The organism is Microlunatus endophyticus (assembly GCF_014646195.1).
GTDB classification, from domain to species: Bacteria; Actinomycetota; Actinomycetes; order Propionibacteriales; family Propionibacteriaceae; genus Microlunatus; species Microlunatus endophyticus.
Map to the genome: position 1 here is coordinate 301375 of NZ_BMMZ01000006.1, position 25573 is coordinate 326947.

A 25573-nucleotide genomic window follows, 5' to 3' on the forward strand; every position below is an offset into this window, starting at 1 on the left:
AGGACTGCGCAGTCTGGACAGCTCAGGACATCGCGTAGAAGCGGGCGATCGCGGCGAACTCCTCGACGACCAGGCTGGCACCGCCGACCAGGCAACCGTCGATGTCGGGCTCGGCCATGATCTGGGCCACGTTGTTGGCCTTGACCGAGCCCCCGTACAACACCCTGATGGCGTTGGCGACGGGCTCGCCGTGGCCGTCCTTGATCGTGGCCCGGATCGCCTCGCACACCTCCTGGGCGTCGTCCGGGGTGGCGACCTGCCCGGTGCCGATCGCCCAGATCGGCTCGTAGGCGATCACCAGACCGCCGACCTCGTCGGCGGTCATGCCCTGCAGGGCGCCGTTCACCTGCTCGACGACGTGGGCGATGTGCCGCCCCTCCTCGCGGGTGAAGCGGTCCTCGCCCACGCAGATCAGCGGTGTGATGCCGGCCTTGAGCGCCTGTCGGGCCTTGGCATTGACCGTGGTGTCGTCCTCGCCGTGGTGCTGGCGGCGCTCGGAGTGGCCGATGATCACGTACGAGCACGCGAGCTTGGCCAGCATCGAGGCCGACACGTCGCCGGTGAAAGCGCCGTTGTCGTGCGGTGACAGGTCCTGGGCGCCGTAGGCGAGCTTGAGCCGGTCGCCGTCCACCAGGGTCTGCACGGTGCGCAGGTCGGTGAACGGCGGGAACACCACGACCTCGGACTGCTGGGGATCGTGCTTCTTGTCGCTGAGCGTCCAGGCCAGCTTCTGCACCAGACCGACGGCCTCGACATGGTTGAGATTCATCTTCCAGTTGCCTGCCATCAGCGGCAGCCGGCCGGAATCGGGAGTGGTCATCCTTCGAGAACCGCCAGACCGGGAAGTTCCTTGCCCTCGAGGTATTCCAGGCTCGCCCCGCCGCCGGTGGAGATGTGGCCGAACTGGTCGTCGGCGAAGCCGAGATCGCGGACGGCTGCGGCCGAGTCGCCACCGCCGACCACCGACAGCCCGTCGACCTCAGTCAGCGCCTGGGCGACGGCTCGAGTGCCGCCGGCGAACGCCTCCCATTCGGCCACACCCATCGGGCCGTTCCAGAAGACGGTCTTCGCGCCCTGGATCACGTCGGCGAAGGCGGCCGCCGACTCCGGACCGATGTCCAGCCCGAGTTGATCTTCGGGAATCTGGTCGGCGGACACCACGGTGGGCGGCGCGTCGGCCTTGAACTCCGGTGCGACGATCACGTCGGTCGGCAGCACGATCTTCTTGCCGGACTTCTCGGCGTCGGCCAGGTAGCCCTTGACCGTGTCGATCTGATCTTCCTCGAGCAGGCTCTTGCCGACTCCGTATCCCTGCGCAGCAAGGAAAGTGAAGAGCATCCCACCGCCGATCACCAGGGTGTCGGCGGTCTTGATCAAGTTTTCGATGACGGCGAGCTTGTCGCTGACCTTGGCTCCGCCCAGCACCACCACGTACGGCTTGGCAGGATCCTGCGTCAGCTGCTGCAGCACCTCGACCTCGGCCTTGACCAGGGTCCCGGCGGCGTTCGGCAGCTTGGACGCCAGGTCATACACGCTGGCCTGCTTGCGATGGACGACACCGAAGCCGTCGGAGACGAAGACGTCGCCGAAAGCAGCGTACTTGTCCGCCAGTGCCCCGCGCTCCGTCTCGTCCTTGGACTCCTCACCCGGCTCGAAGCGGACGTTCTCCAGCATCGCCACGTCGCCGTCGGACAGCCCGGCGACGGTCTCGGCGGCGGAGTCGCCCACCACGTCACCGGCCAGCGTCACGTCGACACCGAGCAGCTGGCCGAGCCGCTTGGCGGCTGGCGCGAGAGAGTACTTCGGGTTGACCTGGCCCTTGGGCCGGCCGAGGTGGGCCAGCACGATGATCTTCGCACCGGCGTCACGGAGCTGGGTCAGCGTCGGCACCGACGCCCGGATCCGGCCGTCGTCGGTGATCTTGGTGCCGTCGAGCGGGACGTTGAGATCACAGCGGATCAGGACGCGCTTGCCGCGCAGATCGCCAAGATCGGAAACAGACTTCATCACAAACCTCGGTTGTCGCACTCGTCCCGGCACTCCGCGCCGGTCGGGACCGGCGCGGAGTGCCGCGACTCGCGCGGAAGTGGGATCAGACGATCAGAGGGACTTGCCGACCAGCAGGGCCAGGTCGACCAGGCGGTTGCTGTAGCCCCACTCGTTGTCGTACCAGCCGACGACCTTGGCCTGGTTGCCGATCACCTTGGTCAGCGGCGCGTCGTAGGTGCAGGACGACGGGTCGGTCTCGATGTCCTTGCTGACGATCGGATCGGTGTTGTAGGTCAGCAGACCCTTCAGCGGGCCCTCGGCCGCAGCCTTGTAAGCGGCGTTGACCTCCTCGACGGTGGTCTCCTTGCCCAGCTCGACGGTCAGGTCGGTGACCGAGCCGGTCGGGGTCGGCACACGCAGCGCGTAGCCGTCCAGCTTGCCCTTCAGCTGCGGCAGCACCAGACCGATGGCCTTGGCGGCGCCGGTGGAGGTCGGGACGATGTTGAGCGCGGCGGCGCGGGCCCGGCGGAGATCCTTGTGCGGGCCGTCCTGCAGGTTCTGGTCCTGGGTGTAGGCGTGGATCGTGGTCATCAGGCCCTTGACGATGCCGAACTCGTCGTCGAGCACCTTGGCCAGCGGGGCCAGGCAGTTGGTGGTGCAGGAGGCGTTGGAGATGATCGTGTGCTGGGCCGGGTCGTAGTCGCCGTCGTTGACACCCATCACCACGGTGACGTCCTCGTTGGTCGCCGGTGCGGAGATGATCACCTTCTTGGCGCCGCCGGCGACGTGCGCCTTGGCCTTCTCAGCGTTGGTGAAGAAGCCGGTCGATTCGATGACGACGTCGGCGCCGACCTCACCCCACGGCAGCTGGGCCGGATCCTTCTCGGCGAAGGACTTGATCACCTTGCCGTCGACAGCGATGCCGCCGTCGACGACCTCGACGGTGCCGGGGTAGCGACCGAGGATCGAGTCGTACTTGAGGAGGTGGGCCTGGACCGAGTCATCGCCCAGGTCGTTGAAGGCGACAACTTCGATATCTGCGTTCGAAGCCAGCGCTGCACGGAAGAAGTTGCGGCCGATACGGCCGAAGCCGTTGATGCCAACACGTACGGTCATGGCTGGGTCTACTCCTCGAGATTCGGTACTCATGCGTGATCGCAAGCGCCACCGGCCCTTGCGTGCTCAGGCTATCCCCCTGGCTCGGACGGCGTTATAACCGGACCCTCCGGTGGTCTGCCGCACAGACCAGACGGCCAACTGGTATGCCGCTGGTATTAACCCGGCGTTTCAGTCGCCGTCGAGCATGTCCGGGCTGAGGCTCGCCTCGGTGTTGGGAATGCCGAGCTCGGCGGCCCGCTTGTCGGCGGTGGCCAGCAGTCGGCGGATCCGGCCGGCGACGGCGTCCTTGGTCAGCGGTGGATTGTGCAGTTGGCCGAGCTCTTCCAGGCTGGCCTGCTTGTTCTCCACCCGCAGCAGGCCGGCATTCTTCAGATGGTCCGGCACGTCGTCACCGAGGATCTCCAGGGCCCGCTCGACGCGGGCGCCGGCGGCGACCGCGGCCCGGGCCGACCGGCGCAGGTTGGCGTCGTCGAAGTTGGCCAGCCGGTTGGCCGAGGCCCGGACCTCGCGGCGCATCCGCCGCTCCTCCCACGCCAGCACCGAGTCGTGAGCACCGAGCCGAGTGAGGAGTTCCCCGATCGCATCGCCGTCACGGATCACCACCCGGTCGATGTTGCGCACCTCGCGGGACTTGGCGGAGATGTTGAGCCGGCGGGCAGCACCGACCAGAGCCAGTGCGGCCTCCGGGCCGGGACAGGTGACCTCGAGGGCCATCGACCGTCCCGGTTCGGTCAGCGATCCGTGGGCCAGGAAGGCGCCGCGCCAGGCGGCGACGCACTCCTCGGTGCCGCCGCCGACGACCTGCGGCGGCAGGCCGCGGGTCGGGCGGCCGTGACTGTCGATCAATCCGGTCTGACGGGCCAGCGCCTCACCGTCCTTGATCACGCGGACGATGTAGCGGGTGCCGCGGCGGATGCCTGATCCGTTGACGATGACCAGATCGCTGCTGTGCCCGAACACGTCGGCGATGTCGGTACGCAGCCGGCGGGCAACGGCGCCGGTGTCCAGCTCCGCCTCGATCACGATCCGGCCGCTGACGATGTGCAGGCCACTGGCGAATCGCAACGTCGCGGCGACCTCAGCCTTGCGGACCGCCGGCTTGGTGACCTTGATCGTCGCGAGCTCCGCCTTCACCTGCGCCGTCATAGCCATTGCCGCACTATCTCATACCTGCGGGCTGCCGGTAGCGGGTCAGACGCCCATGATCTCGGCATAGGCCGAGGCCAACCGGAACGGATCATGGCGGGCGCTGCCGTCGCGTGCGGCCACATCGGCGATCACCAACTCCGCGCCGAGCGAGGTCGCGTACGACTCCAGGTGCGGGTCGTCGCGCGCGAACCGGGCGTCGGCAAGGACCACGTCCAGCCGGAGTTCCGGTGCATGTTCGGCGAGCAGTTCCAGGTGCCGCGCGGCCGAGGCGCCCTTGGTCTCGTCATCGGGTCGGACGTTCAAGGCCAGCACCCGTCGCGCCCGGGTCTTCAAGATCGCCGACGCAAGATCAGGCACCAGCAGATGCGGGATCACCGAGGTGAACCAGGAGCCGGGTCCGAGGACCACGTACTCGGCATCGTGGACGGCGCGGACCGCCTGCCGGGATGCGGGCGGATCGGTCGGCAGCAGGCGTACGGTCCGGACCTGGGCTGTGGTCATGGCGAGCCGGTGCTGGCCGCGAACGACGGCGATCTCGTCCGGCGCCCGGGGGTCGAGCCCGACCACCTCCGCCTCGATCTCCAGGGGCACCGCCGACATCGGCAGCACCCGGCCGCGGGCGCCGAGCAGTTTGGCGACCATGTCGAGTCCGGCGACCGGATCGCCGCCGAGCCGCTCCCAGAGCCCGACGATCAGCAGGTTGCCGATCGCATGGCCGCCGAGGCTGCCGTTGCCCGGGAAGCGATACTGCAACACGTCGGCCCAGGTGCGCCCGGACTCGTCGTCACCGCAGAGGGCGGCCAGCGCCATCCGCAGATCACCGGGCGGCAGACCGCCGAGCTCGGCGCGCAGCCGGCCGGAGGAACCGCCGTCGTCGGCCACGGTGACGATCGCGGTCAACCGGTCGGTGATCCGCCGCAGCGCGGTGAGATTGGCCGCCAGTCCGTGACCGCCTCCGAAGGCGACCACCCGGGGCAGCGGTATCCGGGGCGGCCCGATCTCGTCGGTCTCGTCGATCTCGGCGATCTCGGCGAAACCCCCGCGGTCGTCGTCGACGTCACCGGAGCCATCGACATCACCGGAATCGGTGTCGCGATCACTCACGGCCGAGGTCCCGGTGCAGCACGTTGGTGACCCGCCCGTCGGCCCGCAATCGGCGGGCGAACTCCTCCGCGATCGCCGTACTGCGATGTTTCCCGCCGGTGCAGCCGATCGCAACCGTCGCGAACCGTTTGCCCTCGCGGATGTAGCCCTCGCCGATCACCGTCAGCATCTTCTGCAGTTGCTCGACGAACTCCTCGGCGCCGGGCCGGCTCAGCACATAGTCACTGACCTCCCTGCTCAACCCCGTCTGCGGGCGCAGCGCCGGGATCCAGTGCGGGTTTGGCAGGAACCTGACATCAAGGACCAGATCGGCATCGATCGGGATGCCGTTCTTGAAACCGAAGGACATCACCGTCACCCGGAGTTGATCATGATCGCTGCCGCCGAACGCGTGGTTGATCCGGGTGCTCAGCTGGTGCACGTTCAACGAGGAGGTGTCGATCACCAGATCGGCGGCGGCGCGCAGCGTCGCCAGGCTGTCGCGCTCCCGGTTGATGCCGTCCATCAGCCGGCCGTTGCCTTGCAGCGGATGCGGTCGGCGGGCCGATTCCTGCCGTCGAACGATGACCTCGTCGGAGGCCTCGAGGTAGACGATCTCGGGCTGGATCCCGGCCTTACCGAGGTCGGAGAACATGGTCGGCAACTGCTCGAAGAAGGAGCGCGTCCGGACGTCGAGGACCACTGCCAGCCGAGTCTGCTTGGCCTGCCGAGCAAGCTGGCAGACCTCGATCAGCAGACTCGGGGGCAGGTTGTCCACGAGATACCAGCCGATGTCCTCCAGGGCGTTGGCAGCCGTGCTCCGGCCGGCTCCCGCCAGGCCGGTCACGATCACCACCCGGAGCTGATCGCCACTGGGTTGATCGTCTCTGGGTTGATCGTCTCTGGATTGATCGTCTCTGGGTCCGACCTCGTCGGTGGACACGGCCTCGTCGGTGCCGACCTCATCGGTCGAGGGAGTGCTCACCCGGCCATTATTCCCTGCGGCCCAGCCAACGCCTGCATGATCACCCACCAAGTCGCCTGCCAGGTCGCCCGCCAGCTCACCGGTCGGCCACCCGGATGCCGACGGTCGCGGCCAGCGTCTCGGCCAGCTCGAGCAGGTCACCGCGGTCGACGATCGAGCCGGCGAGCCCGGTCACCCCGGAGAGCCGGAGCAGGCGGCAGCGCACGAAGTGGACCCGGGTCATCCGCGCGTTGCTGAACGCTGCCTCGGTGAGGTCGCAGTCGGTGAAGCTGACATCGGTCAGCCGGGCCGCTCCCCAGTCACTGCCGACCAGCGAGCAGCCGGCGAAGGCGACCCGCTGCAACTCGGCGGAGCGAAGATTCACCAGATTGGCGCCGCAGTCGCTCAACTCGACATGGCGGAGGGCGCAGCCCGCCAACTGCAACCCGGTCAACCGGCTGCGCCGGACCGCCACGCGCTGCCAGCCCGATTCGGCGAAGACGGTGTTGGCCAGATCGCAGCCGATCAGCTCGCTGTCGGCGACCGCGCTGTGCCGCCAGCGCGATCCGCCGAGGCGGACGTCGGTGAAGCGGCTGGCCGAGATCTCGGCGTACGAGGCGTCGACGCCGGTCAGGTCGGCCGCCGTCAGGCCGAGCCCGGTGATGCTGAGATCGTCGCCGTCCCACTCGCGGGGCGCGGATTCGGTGACGATCCGCGGGCGAGCCGCCGACGGCGGCCTGGGCTGCCCCTGAGTCGGATCGGGCGTCGACGAATCAGGCACCGTCGAGGATCTCGCCGGTTGCAGTGTTGATCACTTCCCCCTTGGGTCGCTGGTCCAGGGCGGCCTTGACCGACAGCGCCGTACGCTCCCCGAAGCCGGGCACCGCGGCGATGTCCTCGACCCGCGCCTCGCGCAGCTTCTTCAGCGATCCGAAGTGGCTGATCAGCGCCTTCCGCCGGACCTCGCCCAGTCCGGGCACCTCGTCCAGCACCGACTCCACCATCGACTTGCTGCGCCGGGACCGGTGGTGCGTGATCGCGAACCGGTGCGCCTCGTCCCGAACCCGCTGGAGCAGATAGAGCCCCTCCGAGGTCCGCGGCAGGATCAGCGGATCCTCCTCGTCGGGCAGCCAGACCTCCTCCAGCCGCTTCGCCAGCCCGCAGAGCGCGACGTCGGTGACACCGAGCTCGGCCATCGCCGCCTGCGCTGCGGCGACCTGCGGCGGACCGCCGTCGACGACCACCAGTGCCGGGGCGTAGGCGAATCTCTTCGGCGCCCCGGTGGTCGGGTCGATCAGCAGCGGCCCCTCGCCGGTCGCGGCGTCGCCCGGCGCCTGCATCGTCTTCTGGTCGTCCTGCAACCGCCGGAACCGGCGGGTGATCACCTCGTGCATGGCGGCGACGTCGTTCTGCCCGTCGATGCCGCGGATCACGAACCGGCGGTATTCGCTCTTGCGTGGCAGGCCGTCCTCGAAGACGACCATCGAGGCGACCACCTCGGTGCCCTGCAGGTTGGAGATGTCGTAACACTCGATCCGCAGCGGCGGGCTGGGCAGGTCCAGGGCGGTCTGGATCTCCTCCAGCGCACGGTTGCGGGTGGACAGGTCCTGGGCGCGCACGGTCTTGTGCCGGACCAGCGCGTCCCGGGCGTTCTTGGCGACGGTGTCCATCAGCACCCGCTTGTCGCCGCGCTGCGGGATCCGGATCTCGACGTTGCTGCCACGGAGCTCGGTGAGCAGCTCGGACAGCGAATCCTTCGACGGCGGCAGCGCCGGCACCAGGATCTCCCGCGGGATCGCCTGCTGGTCCGGGTCGTCGGTGTCGACCTCCGAATACAGCTGCAGCAGGAACTGCTCGACCAGATCGGCGGTGTCCCCTTCGTCAGCGCGATCGGCCACCCAACCGCGTTCGCCGCGGACGCGGCCCTTGCGGACGTGGAAGATCTGCACGGCGACCTCGAGCGGATCCTCCGCCAGCGCGATCACGTCCGCATCGGTGCCGTCCCGGAAGGCGATCGCATTCTTCTCCATCGCCCGGTTCAGAGCGCCGAGGTCGTCGCGCAGTCTGGCCGCCTTCTCGAATTCGAGGTCGTCGCTGGCCTGCTGCATCTCGCGCTTGAGCCGGCGCTCGACCGGTGTGGTGTTGCCGGCCATGAATCGGCAGAAGTCGTCGACGATCTCCCGGTGGTCCTCGGCACTGATCCGGCCGACACAGGGCGCCGAGCATTTGCCGATGTAGCCGAGCAGGCAGGGCCGGCCGACCTGCTGGGCGTTGCGGAACACGCCGTTGGTGCAGGATCGCATCGGGAAGACCCGCAGCAGCAGGTCCACGGTTTCCCGGATGGCCCAAGCGTGGGCGTACGGGCCGAAGTAGCGGTTGCCCTTCCGTTTGGCGCCGCGGCCGACATGCACCCGGGGGAAATCCTCGGAGTAGGTGACGGCCAGCCAGGGATAGGTCTTGTCATCGCGGTATTTGATGTTGAAGCGCGGGTCGTACTGCTTGATCCACGCGTACTCCAGGGCCAGTGACTCGACCTCGGTCTGGACGACGGTCCACTGCACCTTGGCCGCCGTGTGCACCATCGCGTAGGTCCGGGGCAGCAGGTTGGCCGGATCGGCGAAATAGGAGTTGAGCCGAGACCGGAGATTCTTGGCCTTTCCGACATAGATGACCCGCCCGGTCTCATCGCTGAACCGGTAGACCCCTGGCGTTTCGGGGATCGAGCCCGGTTTCGGGCGATAGCTCTGCGGATCTGCCACGCCCCAAGACTAGGAGCCGACACCGACAACCGTCCGATGGTCCCGGTCTCCCTATGGTCCGCGGCGATGCACAACCTCGGAGGCCTGATCGGCGGATCCATCCGGTCGGCCCTGCCTGGTCAGCGGGTGAGAGTCTTACGGCGTGCAACCGCCAAGGGGTTCATCGACTCCGTCCGTGGGATCAACTCTGTATGTCAGCGACCTGGACGGAACGCTCCTCGGACCCGACTCGCTCCTCAGCGGAGAGTCCAGCAGGCTGCTGAACCGGGTGATCAGCCTCGGCGGACTGTGCACGTACGCGACCGCACGGTCCTTCTCCTCCTCGCGCCGAGCAACCGCTGCCCTGGACCTGCAGCTTCCCGTGATCACCTACGGCGGGACCATCACGGCTCGCCCCGACGATGGGCGGCCGACACGTCTGCAGTTGCTCGACCAGGACGTCGTCGGACACATCCGCCGTAGCTGCGCCGCCGGAATCGACACGGAGCCGATCTGGCACACCCATGAGGACGGACAGGACTGGCTCCGCTGGCGACCCGAACGCCGAACCGCTGGGCTCGACGCATTCGTCGACCCTCGCCGCGGCGACCGCCGCCTGCGACCGATCACCGACCGCGACCCGCTCGACCCGACCAGCGTCTTCTACGTCGCCGTGCTGGCGCCGCGACCGTCACTGAGACCGCTCCAGCAGAGCCTGTCGAGGTTGCCGCGACAGCCGGCAGCCTTCCTCAGCGAGGACCCTGCACGCCGGGCCTCGCGTGGTTCGAAGTCCACGACGCAAAGGGCACCAAAGCCCATGCCATCCGTGATCTTGCCGAGTCGATCATGGTCGACCGCATCGTCGTGTTCGGCAACAACCACAACGACCTGCCGATGTTCGAGATCGCCGACGAACGCATCGCGGTCGAGGACGCCATTCCTGAACTCAAGGCCGCCGCCAGTACGGTCATCGGCGCCAGCACGACGAACGCCGTAGCAAAGTGGATCCTTGCCGACCACCTGGATCGCTCGGTCCGGCACCGTTGATGGTCCCCAGCGCGCGCTGCGATGAGGCGCCCGTGGTCACCGTGCCGGCGGATGATCATGATTCGTCGACGTCGACCTCCGGCAGACTCAGTCGAGATCAGGACTCAGATCGTTCGGTACGACGTTCTGTCCGGTCTCGTCGTCAGCACGTGCATCAGCCTCGACGGCGGAGTGAGTGATCGCCAGATAGCCGACGAGGATGGCGAACAGCACGACCGACCAGCCGTAGCCCATGTGGAGATCGGCGGCAATGGTGTCGCCGAGCGCTGTTCCCAGTCCGAAGGTCAGTCATCGCGACGCGTTAGGCCGCCGATGCCGCCGACCGGAATGCTCCAGGTCCCCAAGAAGTCCGACGCGGTGTCACCGATACCTGTGGTGAGCAAATTCGATGATCCGGAAGAGAACGAAGACCTCAGGCACCCTGGGCGCGGCGAAAGCACGTTGCCGCAACGGCATGGCTGAACTGCAGGCGGCCGTCCGTCCGGCTCGCAGCCGAACGACAGACAAGACACTGGCTCTCAGTTTCGTGGCAGGTCGCTCCACAGTGGCAAGCTGCCGACCGTGGCTGCAGAACAGATCCGGGGATGGGAGTTCCAGGACGGAGCGAAGGACTGGCGCGTCCTCAGCACCTCTGGTGTCGGCGCGTGGTTCGCGACGGCGTCGCATCGTGACGGCGCGACACTGGTCCGACGGATCGTCGACGCGCGCGCCGGTGATCATGCGGCCGGCAGCATGCAGCCGAATGTTGATCTTCGTGGGTCGGGCGTACAAATCTGGATCCCGATCCCCGACACGGGTCGCTTGACCGTCGCCGATCTAGCGCTGGCGCAGGACATCTCGGCGGCCGCGCGAGAGTTGGCGCTGACGCCGGATCCGTCGGTGCCGCAAAACCTGGAATGGGGTATCGACACCGAAGACAAGGCGACATTGTCGCCGTTCTGGCAGACCCTGCTGGGATATGAGGATACCGAGTACGACGACCTGCTCGATCCGCTGCGACGCGATCCACGCGTCTGGTTCTACCCCGCCGCGCCTCGTCCGCTGCGGGATCGAATCCACTTCGACGTTGCCGTTGCCGCCGAGATTGCCGAACAGCGGGTCGCTGACGCGCGGCCCCACGGTGCTCGAGGAGACTGGTCGCCCCATGACGGCCGGGTCCTGCTGACCGATGCGGAAGGCAACGAGGTCGACTACATTCCGGCGGGCGGCTTGGGTGATGGGTCTGGGGTGACTGATTGGCGGCTGCTTTTCGGTGGGATGGTCTTCTACCCCACCAGGGATTTCGAGCAATCCGCCACCTTCGCATCCAATGTCGCTCAAGTCGCCGACGAGGTCGGGCTGCCGTTGATGATCGACATTCGACCAGCAGGGATCATGATCGACACCGGCAAGGATCAGTGGGAGGACGAACGATTCGGCGAGACGGCACGACGTGTCCAGACGGCGGCGCGGGAGGAGGGCCTGACAGCCGATCCACGTCGGCTGCGATTCCTCCAGGTCTGCATCGACGCGGTGGACGTCCCATCGGTCCGCGAATTCTGGCGGGTAGTACTCGGCTACCAGAACGACCCGCGGGAATTCGTCACCGACATCTATGATCCGCGGCGATTGAACCATCCGATGATCTTCCAGCAGATGGACCCCAACGACATCGCCCGGCGTGAACAACGCAACCGAATCCATCTCGACCTGTATCTGCCTGACGACCAGGTCGCTGGCCGCAAGCTGGCAGCGCTCGCCGCCGGTGGTCGATACACCCGTGACGATGGCGGAACGATCGCCGATCCGGAGGGCAACGAAGTTGACATCGGCAAAGCCATCGCGGACCGGCCGGTCTGATTGGATCTGCTAGTTCGGCACCCCATGGTCTGCTCATCCAACCCGCTGGGCCGTGAGGCACCGTCGACCGGACCGGAGAATCGCTACTGGGCAGGTTCCGCGATGACTTCCTTCTGCGGCCCCTGGTGAACGGCCAGATAGATCCTGTCGCGCAGCACGTTAGCCTCGTCGTCGGTGAGAGTCCGAGTGAGCGGACGAATCACGATCCGAACCAGCGCGTTGATCTGGTCAGGGCTCAGCCCCAACCGCTGACGTGCGCGATCGGGAAGATCGTGATAGCTGGTACGGGTCAACACCCTGACGTATTCCAGGTCGTCGATCCGTTCCGCCAGCGCGGCGCGGATCACGTCACCGATCGTCTCGTCATCATCCTCGGCTCCGATCACGATGGAGATGTCTCTGCTGATCACAGGCAAGGACGACACCGGTCGCCACCGGGCCAGATCCAGCATCTGCGACTGGATGCGCGGATCCGTTGACCGCAAGAACCGAATGTCGGTGATCGCCTTTCGAAGCATCAACGCCCGGTCGAGTCCGACACCGGCTGCCAGTCCGGACCAGACCCGTGCATCCAGGCCCGATTGGTTCAGCAGGGCCGGGGCGACCATGCCGCACTCGCCGAGCTCGAGCCAAGCTCCATCGACCAGCACATCCAGTTGTCGGCCGCCGACGGTGTACGGGTGAGAGGCAGGAACAGTACGCCATTGCGAACCCGGGAGAACGACCTGAGCTATCAGGCCGAGCATCTCGTCAAGATCATCAGCATCGAGCCGGGCCCGTGATGACAGCCGCCATAGGTCCAGCTGATGCGGTTCGCCGACATGGGTGCGGTCGATCGCGTCCCGCCGGTAGACCAGGCCGGGTACGACAACCAGCTCATCCAGCTCGGCGCGCGGGTCGATCGACCGCAGCTGCGATGGCATCGCAGCGCTGGTGTGGCTGCGCAGCATCAGGCTCGGGCTGACGTATCGGGAATATCGAGCGTCCCGGGTGACTGCTTCCCTGCTGAAGCCAAGCCGGTCGTAGTTGTCCTCGATCGCGACCAACGGGCTAGGCCTGAGCCAGCGGGCGGGCACCGACCACCGCCGGGTCAGCGCAGTGACGATGGCGCTCACGAGCATCTGCATGGCGTGCGGGCCTGCGGCCGGATCGGTCAGATCCCGCAGCTGTAACGCATCGCGCAGTTGGCGGGCAGTCAGATAGGTGGTGTTCATGGCTAGGTTCCTCAGTGTCAGACGGTGATCAGGAGTGACATGACTCCCTCGGCCGTCTGCCGCAGGACCTAGCTACGCATACACGTCAGCCCCGACGGCCGGAATCGGCCGAGGGCGGAGAAATCGCAGTGCGCACGCCATGTTCGCAGCGTACGGCCGGCCACACCGCAGCGCAAACACAATCGGCACGCTGATCACGATCCTGGACGCATCTCATGAAGATCGATCGCCGGGGCGGTTCTGTCAGCGTACGGCGCAGACAGCCAGGCAGATCGCGCTGTAGTGGCAGCCGAATCCGCCGACCGTGCCGGCGTGGAAAATCTCGTGGAATCCGAACCAGCGGGGAGACGGGTTGGGCCGTTTGGCGGCGTACACGATCGCGCCGCCGGTGTAGCACAGTCCCCCAGCCAGGATAAGGATCACCACCGCGACTCCGCCGTTGCGGACAAGATCGCCCAACCAACCGACCGCTGCCGAGCCGACAGCGATGTAAAGCGCTGTGTACAGCGCACGCGGAGCACGGAGCCAGAACAACCGGAAGATCACTCCGGCTGCGGCCGCGGCCCAGATCAGGTACAACAACGCTGCCCGATGACTGCCATGGAGCAGGATGAGCGCGATCGGTGTGTAGGTCGCAGCGATGAAGAGATAGATGTTGGCATGGTCCAGCCGGCGCAGCACGGCAACGGCTCGCTCACCCCACGCGAAGCGATGGAACAGCCCGCTGGTGCCGAACAACAGCAGCGACGCCGCGAGGAATACCGCGGCACCCAGGCGTGCCGAACCGGCCGGCGCCAAGCAGATCAACACCACGCCCGCTGCAAGCGCCAACGGCATCATGCCGGCATGAAGCCACCCCCGCAGCTTCGGCTTGACCTCGTTGATGACCGCCCGACCCGCGACCTCGGCCCCTCCCAGTGCAGAGTCGCCTCCGGATGATCTTGCCGCAGTAGCCGCCATGGCGTCCTCTCCTGACCCTCGACTCGTGTTCACTCGTGCTGCCAGCCCGCACTCCCAGCGCGCCGCAATCCAAGGTTACCGGGGAGTAGCTTTCTGCAAAGTCGTCTACGGATCGCGCTCCGACCCCAACCACGTGACCAGAAGAGATCGCGGACTGGGCATCCGGGAATCGCAGAGGGTAGCGATGAGTCAGTGGGCAATAGCAGAAATCACCGCGACAAACAGTGCAAGAAGTACGGCCGTCAGCAGCCAGTTCGTCAGCCGAATCCAAGATCCCGAGTCCGCATCTTGTCCGCACAGGATCCTCGACCGGGCATCGGCGGGCCCTGCCGGTGTGTTTGTGCTGGTGATCACGGTGTTCGGCTCCATGACGTAGCTGACGACGACGCCGCGAGTCACTAATCTGCCCGGGGTGGGCGAAATTCCTGTTTACGATTCCGGTGCCGATGTCGTGGTCGAAGAACGTTGGCACGACCTCCTGTGGACTGCGGTCCCTCACCGCATCATCTACAGCACCGCCGAACTGCTGATCGGATGGGTGCCGGCCGGAACGCTTTCCGTGTACGCCACCAACCGGGGACTTCCAGAGACTGTCGGTCTGACGCGCGATCAGCGCAAGCTCCTGGCGTTGAAGAGCCTCCACGCCAGAGCCAGCGAATTCGCCGAAACACCCAGCAAACTCTCCATCCTGCGGCCAGACCGTTGGTGTCGGATCAATCTGGGATTCGACCCACACGACGGACACTTCCTGGGCTGGTACGTCGACTTCCAGATCCCGGTCCAGCCGACCCCCGAAGGCCTCGTCACCAAGGACCTCGTACTGGACCTGTGGATCAACCCGGACCACAGCTGGAACTGGAAAGATGAAGCCGACTACGAGACAGCAATCTCCCAAGGTCTCGTCGACGCCTCAACCCGACCCCATCTCCAGCGTGAAGCCGAACGTGTCCTCGCCGAACTCGGCCGGAGCAAAGCTCCGTTCACCGAAGAATTCGCCAGCTTCCGCCCGAACCCAGAATGGCCCGTGCCAGCCCTGCCGGTGAGTCATGCCTGGAACGGCAGCTCTTGGGCCATTCCAGCCGGCTGGCGGGCAGAGACAACCGCGCACTAACTAGGCCCACGGGCTGCCAACACCTGGAGGCCGGCTGCCCGCTTACGATCGGCGGTTTCAACTGGTCGTCGCAACACCTGATCGAGTGAGGTGTTGTGGTCGTGGACGTTGTGGAGCGGGAGAGACGGTTTTGGGTTCTGTTGCGGGAGGGCGCATCTTTCACCGCGGCTTGTCAGGCTGTCGGTGTGGATCGAAGACGTGGGTATCGGTGGCGCCGTGCGCGGAGTCTGGAGAGCATCACTGGCCGCCGGCGACCGCCGTCGGGCCGGTATTTGTCGTTGGATGAGCGGTTGCAGATCGCTGATCTGCATCGACAGGGCGACGGTGTTCGCAAGATCGCGGCGGCGGTGGGTAGGTCGCCGTCGACGATTAGTCGTGAGTTGAGTCGCAATGGTGTGGCGACCAGTGACGGGCACCGTCGGTATGCGCCGTATCGCGCCCAGCGATCGGCCGAACGGCGCGGTCGCCGGCCGAAGCCGTTCAAGCTGTCCGATCCGGTGTTGGCAACGGTGGTGGCGCAGAAGCTGCGGTTGCGGTGGAGTCCGGAGCAGATCAGCCACCACCTGAAGACCGATCCGGTCCTGACCCGCAGGCACAGTGGGTGTGATGAGCCACGAAACGATCTACAAGGCCTTGTTCGTGCAGGGCCGCGGCCAGTTGCGCGCTGAATTGCATCAGTGTTTGCGATCTGGCCGGGCTTGGCGGCGGTCCAACCATGCCGGCGGTGGCGCTCGGAAGGTCCGGATCTCGAACATGATCAGTATCTCAAAACGGCCTGCTGAGGTCGATGATCGTGCGGTTCCGGGGCATTGGGAGGGTGATCTGATCATGGGCTCGAACTGTCGGTCCGCGATCGCGACCCTGGTCGAGCGGCAGACCCGGTACTGCCTGCTGGTCGGGCTGCCCGATGGTCACCGGGCTGAGCTGGTTGCTGCCGCTCTGATCAAGACGATCCAGACTTTGCCGGCCCATCTACGCCGGTCGTTGACCTGGGACCAGGGCATGGAGATGATGCGGCATTCCGAGATCAAGTTGGCCACCGATCTGGACATCTACTTCTGTGACCCCCACTCGCCGTGGCAACGCGGCAGCAACGAGAACACGAATGGGCTGTTGCGGCAGTACTTCCCGAAGGGCACCGACCTCAAACAGCACAGTCAAGAGCACCTGGCGGCTGTGGCCGCCGAACTCAACGGCCGGCCACGCAAGACGCTCGGCTGGGCCACCCCAGCCGAGGCAATGGCTCGGCTACTGTCAGACCCAGAGCAACCCATTGTTGCGACGACCGATTGAGTCCGCCATCTGTGAGCGGGCACCCCTGTCGTCGGGAACCCCGATCGCCGTCGGGCGCGCCTGGTCTCCCTGTCACCTAAAGTCGGGCGGCATGACCGACCACAGCGCGGAAGCATTCGGTGTGGACATGCTGGTCCTGTCCCGGGAGCCGCTACCCGGAGGCTTCAGCGACGCAACCAAGACCCGGCTACGGGCGGTGCTGAATGAGGACGGCAGACGGGTCGAGCGGACACTGTTACTGAAGCAGACCTCCAGCGTTGAGGTTGCCGCCCTGACGGCGGCTTCGCAGGTGCCTGCCGCGGATGCTGTACCCGAATTGATCGACGCTGGCCAGAACAGCAACGGCCCCTACATCGTGACCCCGTTCTACGAGGCAACCCCGGCCCGGCACGAGAAGACACTTCAGGCGAACGCAATCGAGACCTTGGCTCGACTACGCGCCCACTATCTGAACCGGCCTGTGGCACAGGCAATACCTGTCGTCGATCCCGACTGGTGGCGCACCAAGTGCGACGTGTCGATGCAACGCCTCGGCGCACTCGAGCGCCCGATTGCACGCCTGCTCCAGGCGCAAGTGAAGGCCTTCCGAGACGAACCCAAGATGATCAGCGCCCTGGAGCAAATGCCAAGAACCCTGATCCATGGCGACATCCACCGCAACAACGTCCTCGTCGACAACGATGGTCAGGGCCACATCATCGACTGGGGCGGCGCATTCATCGGTGCACCAGCACTAGATCTACCCAACCTCGGCGGACCGGACAGTCCCGGATATCGGACCTACATCGCCGCGTGGCAAGAGATCACCGGGCAGGCACTCGACGACGATCTTGGGTGGCACCAAAGCTTCCTGGCCGCAACAGTGTGGGTCAACATCAAGTACCTCGCGTTCGCGACCAAGATCTTCGGCGACCAGAAGGGCCAGTCAATGATGACCCGGGCCACCGACACCCTCAACCAACTCTGACCGCCGCCCAAGACCTTTCCCCGATAGACGTTCGCCGTCAACGACGACCAGCTGCCGCCCGCCGCGGTCCGGATCCGGGCAACCGTCCGGGCAGCCTCACCGGGCGCGTGAATGCGTCGGCAATCGTCTATTCGCAACGGATCGATCAGCGGGCACTGCTGGTCAATCCTCGGGGTCGAGCTCGTCGATCGGAGGCAGCCCGCGAGCGGCTCGTGCGCGGTTCACGATGTCGAGGACGACCGGCTGCTTGATGATCATGTACTCGGACCCATCGCCGGTTGTGGCGCCCAGCTTTACGGCCTGGTACCGAGCCAGATCGTCTGGGTGAGTTTGCAGCCAGTCGCGAAAGAGCCGCTGGTGGCAGGTCTCCCACTGGCCGATGGTGAAGAAGTGCGCGATATGGGTTCGACGCCGTTGATCCTCCCGCACCCGAACCCGGTGGCTCCGCGGTTGCTGCCGAATTGCAAGCCAACCGCAGGCATTCAGGTCCTGTCGTCGGTCGTTCAGCTCATCGAAGGATTCGACGCGGACCGCAACGTCGATGATCGGTTTGGCCGCCAAGCCGGGAACGCTGGTCGACCCGACGTGCTCGACCAGCCACCGTCCCTGACCGATCTGTCGCAGCTGCTCGGCTGCTCTGCAAACGCAGCAGGCCAGGACGGGTCGTAATCAACGATCTCGATCATCGGGGGCAGGCTACACAGGCCGACGGCCATCCTGCCCGCAACGATCCTGGTCCGGGCAACATCGCTGTTTCCATTTCCGCTGATTCTGTCGCCGACGATCGAGCCGCCACGGCGTGTCGCCCCGGGGCAGACCATCCTCGGTCACAAAACCAGCGGCTCCGCAAGCCGTTCCGTCAACGACACGGCCGGCTTACCCCCGGTGGCGTTCGATGCCACCGCAGACCATCGGGAGGCTTCACCGGGCAACGCGTGCGTGGAGCCGGTGTCGCACAACGGGATCGGCGACCGAAATACCCGGAACATTCGAGCCTCTAGACCACGGCTCCCCGTAACTGCCTTCAACAACAGCACGGCGGAGGCTTCCCGACTCCAGTGTGCTCAGCAGAGCTGCGGGATCGACAAGCTTCGGAGCAGACACCGAGTTGACCAGGACAGCACCATGAGCACGCTCCAGCGCACTACCAATCAGCCCCGCTGGAGCACTGGTGGACGTGTGCACGCTGATGAAATCCGATTCCGCGCACAGATCATCCAGCTCCCGGCGACGGGCATGAAGACACCGCTCGACCTCGGGGTGTTCGCGACGAGACGTATAACGAATCGTCATTCCCATCGCGGCTCCGATCTCTGCCACTCGCCGACCGATCTGCCCAAGCCCAACAATCCCCAGCGTCGCCACGGACAGCCCTCGGCGGTTGATCAATGATGAGCCCGGGACGGTTGCTGCCGCCAGTAAACCGGCGGTCGACGACTCAGAGCAGGCGACGCGCCAACTGTGGACCCGGCGCCCAGGCGAGATCCCGTCGCGATCACCTCTGAGACGCGCGAGCGGACTGGATCTCGGCGCTCAGCTTCCGCACGCACTGATCCAGCGACAGCCCACTCGCGTCGAGAAACACATCGGCAGAGATCCGCGCCTTCTCCAGCGACCATTCCTGATAACGCTCGGCAAGCCAATTACGATCGCGAGAGGAAGACGACTCCCGGGTTGGGTCTGTCTGCGCACGTGGCAACGCGGCTTCGAACGGAGTAGCCATCGCCACCGTGATCACCGCGGCATCCTCGGGCACGTGGTCAAGCAGGATCAACACCTCCTCCTGACTCGAAATCCCTTCAGCGATGACACACGTCAGGTCGGACCGAGCCCACGCGCCAGCGACCATCGCAAAGATCCGGGCCGCGGTGTCCCAGCCCGGAAGGGTCGGACGAGCCATCGCGGCAATCTGGTCAAGCTCCACCAGAGCCACACGCTCGCCTTCCCGACGCAACTCTGCACTGAGCGCACCCGCAACCGTGCTCTTACCTGACGCCTGTGGTCCAACCACGACAACGAACACCATCCGCGACGCTCCCGAAGTCACCGAGACATTATCGGCTGAGGCGAGGCAGGATTCCGGAATCCCGAGTGGTTGGGGCTGGTCCGTAAGCGGTTCCACGACGGACGCCGCTATTCACCGCCCGGTAGTCGGCCGTCGACGGGCAGACCATCGGGCACCTTCAACGGGCATTGAGCTGAGCACAGAATCGATGTGTCACTGGGGATCCTTGAGCGGGCGGGCAACAGAGTTCGGAAGAGTGCCCGGTGATGACGCGGAGAGGCCCCGCCATCGGGCAATCGACTGGCCTTTCGATCAGCTCTGCGATCCTGTGTGGATGCCGCTCACGAATCCTTGGCTCGCCGGGCCAGCACCAGACCGAGAGCTTCCTCGCGATCGCCTTGAGGAGCGCATCCTCAACTTGTTCTCGACCCAGAACATGGCCGTCATCGCCACAGTGAACCCCGACGGCTCACCAGCAGCCACCCCCGTGCGCTACTACAGCCTCGGACTCGAGATCTTCTACACCAGCTGGAACGCGTCACCGAAGTCCCGCAATCTCCGCCGAGACGCACGAGTCTCGGCCGCCATCTTCGCTCCCCTCGTCGGACAAGCCAGCAGCCGCGGCGCGCAACTCTTCGGCACCGCACGCGCGATCGAGCGCGACCACCCCGAGGCAGACGGATATTGGGAGGCATTCCGCTGGCAGTCCGACCACGCCGAGCGCGGCCGCCCGGTCGACCAGGCCCCCGAAGATCCACTGACGATCATCACCGCACACCGGATCCTCTATACCGAACACTGGCTTCGCCGGAATGGATTCAAACCACGCCAGACTTGGCGACCAGCGTGACAAGCAGGCTGTCTCGCAAGGGACCCCTGACCGGGCTGTACTTCACCGCAAGGCCTCAACTTCTGCGGCCAGCTCGTCGACCCGAGAATGCGCGGTATCCCAGAGATAGCTGCTGTCTGGTCCGAACCACAGCTCCCAGACCTCACGGAACAGCCCAGGGCTGACTACTCGCCCATCTCGCAGACGACGGGCAAGATCATCGGCTTCGGACTCGTACTCATCAGCTGGCGCACCGATTGACAGAAGACCCTCAGGATCCGCTCGATTCAGCACACCAAGCACTGCTGCGAATGGCGGCCGACGATCCAATGCAGATGCCACATCCCCAAGTATCGACTTCTCAAAGGTATCCGCGTTGGATCAGTCACCGGGCACCCCGATTTGTTTCCGCCATTGCGGCACGAATTCGCTCCATCACGTCGACGACGGGACGATCAGCGTCAATGCGATGCACATCCGGTCGATCGACGTCTCGGAGCAGCTGGTCAACAGCCTCGAGTTGCGGCTGATTCATGAACTCCTCCGCGGGCGGATACCGCTGCGGGTCGCCCAGATGCCGCTGTTCCAGCCGAGTCACCGACGTCTGCCGCGAGCACTCCAGAATGAACGGCAGAAGCCGAACGGCGGAGTGACGACCCTGAATGGCATCCAACGCCTCCCACTGAAATCTCCAACCCAAGTTGATGTCAACGATCACCGAGCTGCCGTGACTTAGGAACTCCTCGGCCAAAGCGAACAAGGTGGCATAGCCAGCCCGAAACGCCACCGAACTCGGAACAGCTGCCGGTGCATGCCCGGCCAGTACCGCCTTGATGGTGTTGCCCATGAGGTCCGAGGCCAACAACGGAATTCGTAGATCGTTAGCCAGCAGGCCCGCCACCGTGCTCTTGCCGGTGCCGGGAAACCCGCCCAGAGCCAGGAGCCACGTGTCGTTGTCCACGACACCAACCTAAGAGACGGTCAGCGCAGGCGCGGCCAGCACCATTCGGCAGGAGATTTCGTCAGTGGGCAGCCGCAACGTCCAAAGGGACCAAGCACGGCGCCTGTTGATCAGCCAGAGCCGGACCCAAGCAGCCACCGGACCACCGGGACCTCAAGGACCACTCGCGGACCGTCTTGCGTCTCCTCAGTAGCGTCCCAGCCCGAGTACTTGACGGCGAAGGCCTCGATCAGCTCCGGGAACGCCTCGACCTCTCGATGCACACGTGCCGATCCTTCTGCGACCACAGGCGACCTACCCGTCCCGTCGACAGCGATGGATACCCGCGGATCCTGAAGAATGTTCCGAACCTTCACGTTGACGGTTGAACTGGCGATCCAGAACGTGTCTTCCTTGAGCAGGAACCACACCGGAGTCGTGTGCGCCGACCCATCACGCCTCAGCGTCGTCAACCACACACACCAGGCGTCTCTCACCGGCACGGCCCCATCGGAGATCGACATGTCGCCGAACCTACCGACTCAGGTTGGACCGCAAGCCGGACCGAACTTCGAAACCAGGCTCGGCGGACACATCGGCCAACCGTCGCCGCCCGGCGTGGCCACCCCGTTTCACAGACGATCCCCGACCGGGCATCGTGAAGACGCTCGTCGGACCGCCTACGGAGCGACCGGCCGGCTCAGAGCTGAATCCAATAGCGGCGCACCAACGCCGCGTCAGTCGGTAGGTCGCCACCGCCGTCTTCCAGTCGACCCCCGCATCGCTCAATGGTGCGAGCCGCGGCCAGGTTGTCGGAGTCGCAGGTGAGAAGGACGCTGTCCAGCCCAAGTTGTCGAGCACGGTCTAGAACCAGGCCGAGCGCGCGAGTCGCGATTCCTTCCCGGCGGCGCGAGGGCCGTACCGCGTACCGATGTGACCGCCGATGACTCGCAGCGCGTCGGTCAACTCATGGCGCAACGCGATGAAACCAACGACCTCGACAGGTACACCCCGATCGTCAATGATCCACCAGTAATTGCTATGGACTAATGGCGGCGGCAATGGCTTCGATGCGTCGGAGTGTGCACGCTCCTTCTTGACCAAAGCCTGGCAGGCCTCGACATCCGGCTCGGTATGGTCGGCCAGCCCAGATCCGTTGATGTGTTCGCCGGCGAACTCAGAGACTGCGTCCGCCCAGGATGGATACAGGTCGGACGTGGGCCGCACCAGGTTGATCATGAGCCCAATCCAACCATCCCGGTCGAGGCAATTGTTGGACGCACTTTCTTCGCGAGCAAGACGACCCGAGCGGTGTCATGTCGTCGTCTGGCCATCGGGATGCCGTGATTCGCGGCGCTGAAGCCATTCCCTGCCCGGTGATCGTTCGTCTGCGGACATCAAGATCACGAATCCGCATCGTGTCCGCAAGGGATCCTGCACCGGGCGACCAGTGGACGTCTTCGGGTGCCGGCGGGTTGTGTTCAGCTGAGGCGCTGTAGTGCTTGTTCTACGACGATCTCGAGGCGTGCTGTCATGCCTGAGGCGTCGACTGGGCGGCGGCCGGCGACTTGGCGGGAGATTGACTCTGGTGCGTTGTCGTTGTGGTGCAGCAGGGTGTACAAGTCCCACCACGGGTGAAGACGGATGCCCGCGATTGATTGGTAGAGCGTACGGAGTTCTTCTGCCCATTCGGGTGAGTAGAGCGCGGCCAGATACCGCCGGCATTGTCCGACATCGATGGCGCGCGACCCTCGATGGATGCCATTCCAGTCGGTGAGTCCGGTGATCGTGCCGCGTGACCACAGCAGGTTGACGGGCAGGTAGTCGCAGTGCAGGAAGACGGCAGCATCCTCAGGTGGTGCTGACTCCATGGCATTGAAGGCGGCCTGCCAGACCGCAGGCTTTTGCGCGCCGGCCGGTACCTGAAACTCTTCTCGGGGTGTGATCCAGGAGTCTGTCCACGGTCGAAACGTTGGGGCTGGGAGGTCAACTGAATGCAGGCGAGCGGCGAACTCGGCGATCCTGGCGATCCACGGCTGGTGCTCGGCTGGGTTGAGGTGGACGTGGCCAGGTAGCCGTGTCATCAGCAGCGACGGCGCGCCCCCGGTAGCGGCGCCGGCGGCGTCGGCGGCCAAGATCGTCGGGACCGGTAGTCCGCTGCCGGCGACCACCTTCAGGTTGGCTATCTCCTTTTCCAGGGCGGTTCGAAGCGCGATGCTCCCCGCTGGGTACTGCCGCAACACCACGAAGGTTCGCGTGTTGTGTCGCTCGACTGTCAACCGATGGACAGCAGAGTTGACGCCACCGGTCAATCGACGGTGGCCGACGATGCGACTGCCTGCGCCCACGGAAGCGGCAGCCCAGTCGAGCGTTTCGGTCGAGGGTCGACGTCTGAAGAACGTGTTCTCTCGCCAATCGTCGTCGGCTGTTAGGTCGTGGTCGGCACCGTCGATGCTGGTCATGTCCGGCGACCCTACTGGTGAGCGGTTACGAACTGCAGCGCTTTTCAGCTCCCGCCATTTTCAACTCCCCCCGCCCGTGTCTCGCAAGGGGATCCGCTTGCAGGACGGGAGTTGATCTTGGACATGTGGGTGATCGCTGTGCCGGGGGAGGAACGGCTTGCGGACGCTGCCGAGCCGCCTCGCATCGGTGTTTAGCCGTTGTCGAGGGTTGTCGGCCGCGTGACGGAGACGACTGTGGCAGCGGTGCAGGCAACGGCCAGGATGATGAAGATCATCGCGTAGTGAGCGGCGCCGTTGGTATTGCTGGCGGTCAGGGCGACAACGGTTGCGGTGCCGGCGATGCCTGCTCCGTTTTGGATGGTTGAGCGCAGGGCGTTGCCGATGCCTCTGCGGTTCTCGGGGATGCTGGTCATGATGGCGTGGGTGTTCGGGGTGGTGAACAGCGCGGTCCCTAGTCCGGTGAGGGCCAGCAGGCCGACGGCCGCCGGATCGGGAAGACCATTGCCGATAGTGATGGCGATCGCGACCAGTCCGAAGGCGTGGAGCGCCGCTCCGAGGCTGCTGAGGAGTCGCGCCGGTAGCCGATTGGCTAGTCGACCGGCGAGTGGGCCGCCGGCGATGGCGGCGATACTCAGCGGAAGCAGGTGCAGTCCGGTCTGTATCGGGCTGAGCCCGACCTGGTGTTGGTAGTACAGGGAGATCAACAATCCCAGGGCCATGTCGGATATCGCGATCAGGCCGAGGGAGATGTATGCGGCGGCGCGGCCCCACACAGCGAACAAGTCCAGGTCCAGCAGCGGGTAGCGCACGCGTCGTTCGATGATGATCAACAATCCGACGGCGGCGATCGTGGCTGCGCAGATGCCGATGGTTGACGGCTGTGTCCAGGTCCAGGTGTTGGCCTGGGACAAGATGAGCATGATCCCGGTCAGTGTGGCGGCGGACAGGATGGCACCGGCGATGTCGAAGGGTTCGGTGGCCGGCGGTCGGCTGGGCCGGGGAAGCACGCGGTGGCCGGCGATGAGTCCGATCAGGCAGAAGGGCGCGCTGAACCAGAAAATCGATCGTGGCCCGAACGCGCCGACCAGGAACCCGCCAAGGGTGGGGCCGGCCAGACCGAGAGCGGCGAACGCGCCGGCGGAGATTCCCATCGCACTGGCCAGTTGTTTGGGTGGGAAGGCATCGGTGAGGAGGGCGGTGCCGTTGGCGATGATGGCGGCCGCACCGAGTGCTTGCAGGAGGCGGCAAGCGACCAGGAGCCCAGTGGTCGGAGCGACCGCGCATCCGATCGAGGCCAACAGGAACGCGAGGGTGCCGAGGAGATAGAGCTGACGCCGACCGGCGAGGTCGGCGATCCGTCCGAAGGTGAGCAGGATGACGGTGCTGACCAAGAAGTAGCCACTGACCAAGAGGGTCTGCGCCAGCGGCGACATACCGGGAAGCCGACCCAGCTGAGGCAGCGTGATGTTGATCATCGTCGCAGTTAGTGATGGTTGGGCAATCACGATGATGTTGACGGCCAGGACAGACCATCGACCTTGGGCCGCGGTAGTCGTGGATTCGGGGGCGGCGACGGCGTTGTCGGAATCGGTCACTGGCTGGACTCTAGAGGAATCACCCGGGTCTTCGAGGGGGTGTCGCTGGCCATTGGTGACGCCTTGCACGGCCTAGAAGGGGTCGAGGTAGAGAAGGGGTACCACGGCACCAGTATCACGCCATTAGAACGGCGTGAGTCTGTTTGGCGCACGGCCCGAGTTCGACGTACGACGACCAGCTCAGCGGTGCCCGGTCAGGGATCCCGCACGGGGCAGATCGGTCAGCGTGATGCCCTGTCCGGTGATCACGCGGGAAGGCCCCCTCACCG

At 65.6% G+C, this 25573-nt stretch carries 25 protein-coding genes and 2 pseudogenes; 7 read left to right on the forward strand and 20 right to left on the reverse strand.

The window, feature by feature from the left end; translation table 11 throughout:
• Positions 1–22 precede the first annotated feature (22 nt).
• The 8 genes from tpiA to uvrC all read right to left on the reverse strand — a co-directional run bounded on the left by tpiA (position 23) and on the right by uvrC (position 9063).
• Positions 23–820: a triose-phosphate isomerase gene (gene tpiA / locus IEY07_RS14270; RefSeq protein ID WP_229670106.1), complete on the reverse strand. Its 798-nt coding sequence runs from the start codon at positions 818–820 to the stop codon at positions 23–25.
• Entirely contained in the window at positions 817–2007 is a 1191-nt protein-coding gene (locus tag IEY07_RS14275; RefSeq protein WP_188896030.1) for a phosphoglycerate kinase, read from the reverse strand. The genes tpiA and IEY07_RS14275 overlap by 4 nt, the downstream gene beginning before the upstream one ends.
• A 93-nt stretch (positions 2008–2100) precedes the next feature.
• Positions 2101–3105, reverse strand: coding sequence for a type I glyceraldehyde-3-phosphate dehydrogenase (gene gap / locus IEY07_RS14280; protein ID WP_188896031.1), 1005 nt, complete (start codon positions 3103–3105; stop codon positions 2101–2103).
• Positions 3106–3276: 171 nt separating this feature from the next.
• Positions 3277–4260, reverse strand: a complete 984-nt coding sequence (gene whiA, locus IEY07_RS14285; protein WP_188896032.1) for a DNA-binding protein WhiA — start codon at positions 4258–4260, stop codon at positions 3277–3279.
• A gap of 39 nt (positions 4261–4299) precedes the next feature.
• Positions 4300–5256, reverse strand: a complete 957-nt coding sequence (locus IEY07_RS14290) for a gluconeogenesis factor YvcK family protein (RefSeq protein ID WP_229670120.1) — start codon at positions 5254–5256, stop codon at positions 4300–4302.
• Positions 5257–5353: 97 nt separating this feature from the next.
• Positions 5354–6193 carry an RNase adapter RapZ gene (gene rapZ, locus IEY07_RS14295; protein WP_188896094.1) on the reverse strand — a complete coding sequence of 280 codons (840 nt, stop codon included), beginning with the start codon at positions 6191–6193 and terminating at the stop codon, positions 5354–5356.
• Positions 6194–6401: 208 nt separating this feature from the next.
• A complete protein-coding gene (locus IEY07_RS14300) occupies positions 6402–7085 on the reverse strand; it encodes a pentapeptide repeat-containing protein (protein WP_188896033.1) in 684 nt (227 codons plus the stop codon).
• On the reverse strand, positions 7078–9063 hold the full coding sequence (uvrC, locus tag IEY07_RS14305) for an excinuclease ABC subunit UvrC (RefSeq protein WP_188896034.1): 1986 nt from the start codon (positions 9061–9063) through the stop codon (positions 7078–7080). The genes IEY07_RS14300 and uvrC overlap by 8 nt, the downstream gene beginning before the upstream one ends.
• 175 nt (positions 9064–9238) lie before the next feature.
• Between uvrC and IEY07_RS24755 the strand changes: the two are divergent.
• Positions 9239–9511 (forward strand): annotated as a pseudogene (locus tag IEY07_RS24755) (HAD family hydrolase); the annotation flags it as partial.
• 116 nt (positions 9512–9627) lie between these two features.
• Positions 9628–10089, forward strand: a complete 462-nt coding sequence (locus IEY07_RS24475; protein WP_268239224.1) for an HAD family hydrolase — start codon at positions 9628–9630, stop codon at positions 10087–10089.
• An 87-nt stretch (positions 10090–10176) separates the two neighbouring features.
• On the opposite strand, the gene IEY07_RS14315 is transcribed toward IEY07_RS24475, so the two are convergent.
• Positions 10177–10323 carry a hypothetical protein gene (locus IEY07_RS14315; RefSeq protein WP_188896036.1) on the reverse strand — a complete coding sequence of 49 codons (147 nt, stop codon included), beginning with the start codon at positions 10321–10323 and terminating at the stop codon, positions 10177–10179.
• A gap of 327 nt (positions 10324–10650) precedes the next feature.
• On the opposite strand from IEY07_RS14315, the gene IEY07_RS14320 reads away from it, so the two are divergent.
• Positions 10651–11928 (forward strand): VOC family protein, encoded by a 1278-nt coding sequence (locus IEY07_RS14320; RefSeq protein WP_188896037.1) that lies wholly within the window; start codon positions 10651–10653, stop codon positions 11926–11928.
• Between the two features lie 83 nt (positions 11929–12011).
• On the opposite strand, the gene srmL is transcribed toward IEY07_RS14320, so the two are convergent.
• Both srmL and trhA read right to left on the reverse strand, forming a co-directional pair.
• The gene (gene srmL / locus IEY07_RS14325) at positions 12012–13142 is read right to left on the reverse strand and encodes a PheS-related mystery ligase SrmL (protein ID WP_188896038.1); all 1131 of its coding nucleotides are present in this window, start codon (positions 13140–13142) and stop codon (positions 12012–12014) included.
• Between the two features lie 243 nt (positions 13143–13385).
• Positions 13386–14102: a PAQR family membrane homeostasis protein TrhA gene (trhA, locus tag IEY07_RS14330; RefSeq protein WP_188896039.1), complete on the reverse strand. Its 717-nt coding sequence runs from the start codon at positions 14100–14102 to the stop codon at positions 13386–13388.
• Between the two features lie 412 nt (positions 14103–14514).
• On the opposite strand from trhA, the gene IEY07_RS14335 reads away from it, so the two are divergent.
• The 3 genes and pseudogenes from IEY07_RS14335 to IEY07_RS14345 all read left to right on the forward strand — a co-directional run bounded on the left by IEY07_RS14335 (position 14515) and on the right by IEY07_RS14345 (position 17473).
• On the forward strand, positions 14515–15213 hold the full coding sequence (locus IEY07_RS14335) for a ribonuclease FAU-1 family protein (RefSeq protein WP_188896040.1): 699 nt from the start codon (positions 14515–14517) through the stop codon (positions 15211–15213).
• A gap of 110 nt (positions 15214–15323) precedes the next feature.
• Positions 15324–16506, forward strand: a pseudogene (locus IEY07_RS24760) (IS30 family transposase).
• A gap of 196 nt (positions 16507–16702) precedes the next feature.
• Positions 16703–17473 carry a phosphotransferase gene (locus IEY07_RS14345; protein WP_188896041.1) on the forward strand — a complete coding sequence of 257 codons (771 nt, stop codon included), beginning with the start codon at positions 16703–16705 and terminating at the stop codon, positions 17471–17473.
• A 162-nt stretch (positions 17474–17635) separates the two neighbouring features.
• Here the strand turns inward: IEY07_RS14345 and IEY07_RS24765 are convergent, their stop codons facing one another.
• From IEY07_RS24765 to IEY07_RS14360, 3 genes are all read right to left on the reverse strand, one after another.
• Positions 17636–18130, reverse strand: coding sequence for a GrpB family protein (locus IEY07_RS24765; RefSeq protein WP_188896095.1), 495 nt, complete (start codon positions 18128–18130; stop codon positions 17636–17638).
• Between the two features lie 264 nt (positions 18131–18394).
• Entirely contained in the window at positions 18395–18838 is a 444-nt protein-coding gene (locus tag IEY07_RS24770) for an NAD(P)-dependent oxidoreductase (RefSeq protein WP_188896042.1), read from the reverse strand.
• A 130-nt stretch (positions 18839–18968) separates the two neighbouring features.
• Entirely contained in the window at positions 18969–19499 is a 531-nt protein-coding gene (locus IEY07_RS14360; RefSeq protein ID WP_188896043.1) for a hypothetical protein, read from the reverse strand.
• Between the two features lie 313 nt (positions 19500–19812).
• Between IEY07_RS14360 and IEY07_RS14365 the strand changes: the two genes are divergently transcribed.
• Positions 19813–20328, forward strand: coding sequence for a pyridoxamine 5'-phosphate oxidase family protein (locus tag IEY07_RS14365; RefSeq protein ID WP_188896044.1), 516 nt, complete (start codon positions 19813–19815; stop codon positions 20326–20328).
• A 364-nt stretch (positions 20329–20692) separates the two neighbouring features.
• Here the strand turns inward: IEY07_RS14365 and IEY07_RS14370 are convergent, their stop codons facing one another.
• From IEY07_RS14370 to IEY07_RS14390, 6 genes are all read right to left on the reverse strand, one after another.
• Positions 20693–21268, reverse strand: a complete 576-nt coding sequence (locus IEY07_RS14370; protein ID WP_188896045.1) for a P-loop nucleotide/nucleoside kinase family protein — start codon at positions 21266–21268, stop codon at positions 20693–20695.
• Positions 21269–21378: 110 nt separating this feature from the next.
• Positions 21379–21771 carry a nitroreductase/quinone reductase family protein gene (locus IEY07_RS14375; protein ID WP_188896046.1) on the reverse strand — a complete coding sequence of 131 codons (393 nt, stop codon included), beginning with the start codon at positions 21769–21771 and terminating at the stop codon, positions 21379–21381.
• Positions 21772–21947: 176 nt separating this feature from the next.
• Positions 21948–22142, reverse strand: coding sequence for a GNAT family N-acetyltransferase (locus IEY07_RS24775; protein ID WP_373288854.1), 195 nt, complete (start codon positions 22140–22142; stop codon positions 21948–21950).
• Positions 22112–22486, reverse strand: coding sequence for a GNAT family N-acetyltransferase (locus tag IEY07_RS14380; RefSeq protein WP_229670111.1), 375 nt, complete (start codon positions 22484–22486; stop codon positions 22112–22114). The genes IEY07_RS24775 and IEY07_RS14380 overlap by 31 nt, the downstream gene beginning before the upstream one ends.
• Positions 22487–22728: 242 nt before the next feature.
• Entirely contained in the window at positions 22729–23709 is a 981-nt protein-coding gene (locus IEY07_RS14385) for a phosphotransferase family protein (RefSeq protein WP_188896047.1), read from the reverse strand.
• 191 nt (positions 23710–23900) lie between these two features.
• Positions 23901–25304, reverse strand: coding sequence for an MFS transporter (locus IEY07_RS14390; RefSeq protein WP_188896048.1), 1404 nt, complete (start codon positions 25302–25304; stop codon positions 23901–23903).
• Between the last annotated feature and the right edge of the window lie 269 nt (positions 25305–25573).

Coding starts and splice junctions, on each gene's coding strand:
- tpiA (WP_229670106.1), bottom strand. CDS start 820: ATGACCACTCCCGATTCCGGCCGGCTGCCGCTGATGGCAGGCAACTGG.
- IEY07_RS14275 (WP_188896030.1), bottom strand. CDS start 2,007: ATGAAGTCTGTTTCCGATCTTGGCGATCTGCGCGGCAAGCGCGTCCTG.
- gap (WP_188896031.1), bottom strand. CDS start 3,105: ATGACCGTACGTGTTGGCATCAACGGCTTCGGCCGTATCGGCCGCAAC.
- whiA (WP_188896032.1), bottom strand. CDS start 4,260: ATGGCTATGACGGCGCAGGTGAAGGCGGAGCTCGCGACGATCAAGGTC.
- IEY07_RS14315 (WP_188896036.1), bottom strand. CDS start 10,323: ATGGGCTACGGCTGGTCGGTCGTGCTGTTCGCCATCCTCGTCGGCTAT.
- srmL (WP_188896038.1), bottom strand. CDS start 13,142: ATGAACACCACCTATCTGACTGCCCGCCAACTGCGCGATGCGTTACAG.
- trhA (WP_188896039.1), bottom strand. CDS start 14,102: ATGGCGGCTACTGCGGCAAGATCATCCGGAGGCGACTCTGCACTGGGA.
- IEY07_RS14360 (WP_188896043.1), bottom strand. CDS start 19,499: ATGGTGTTCGTTGTCGTGGTTGGACCACAGGCGTCAGGTAAGAGCACG.
- IEY07_RS14365 (WP_188896044.1), top strand. CDS start 19,813: ATGCCGCTCACGAATCCTTGGCTCGCCGGGCCAGCACCAGACCGAGAG.
- IEY07_RS14375 (WP_188896046.1), bottom strand. CDS start 21,771: ATGTCGATCTCCGATGGGGCCGTGCCGGTGAGAGACGCCTGGTGTGTG.
- IEY07_RS14380 (WP_229670111.1), bottom strand. CDS start 22,486: ATGATCAACCTGGTGCGGCCCACGTCCGACCTGTATCCATCCTGGGCG.
- IEY07_RS14385 (WP_188896047.1), bottom strand. CDS start 23,709: ATGACCAGCATCGACGGTGCCGACCACGACCTAACAGCCGACGACGAT.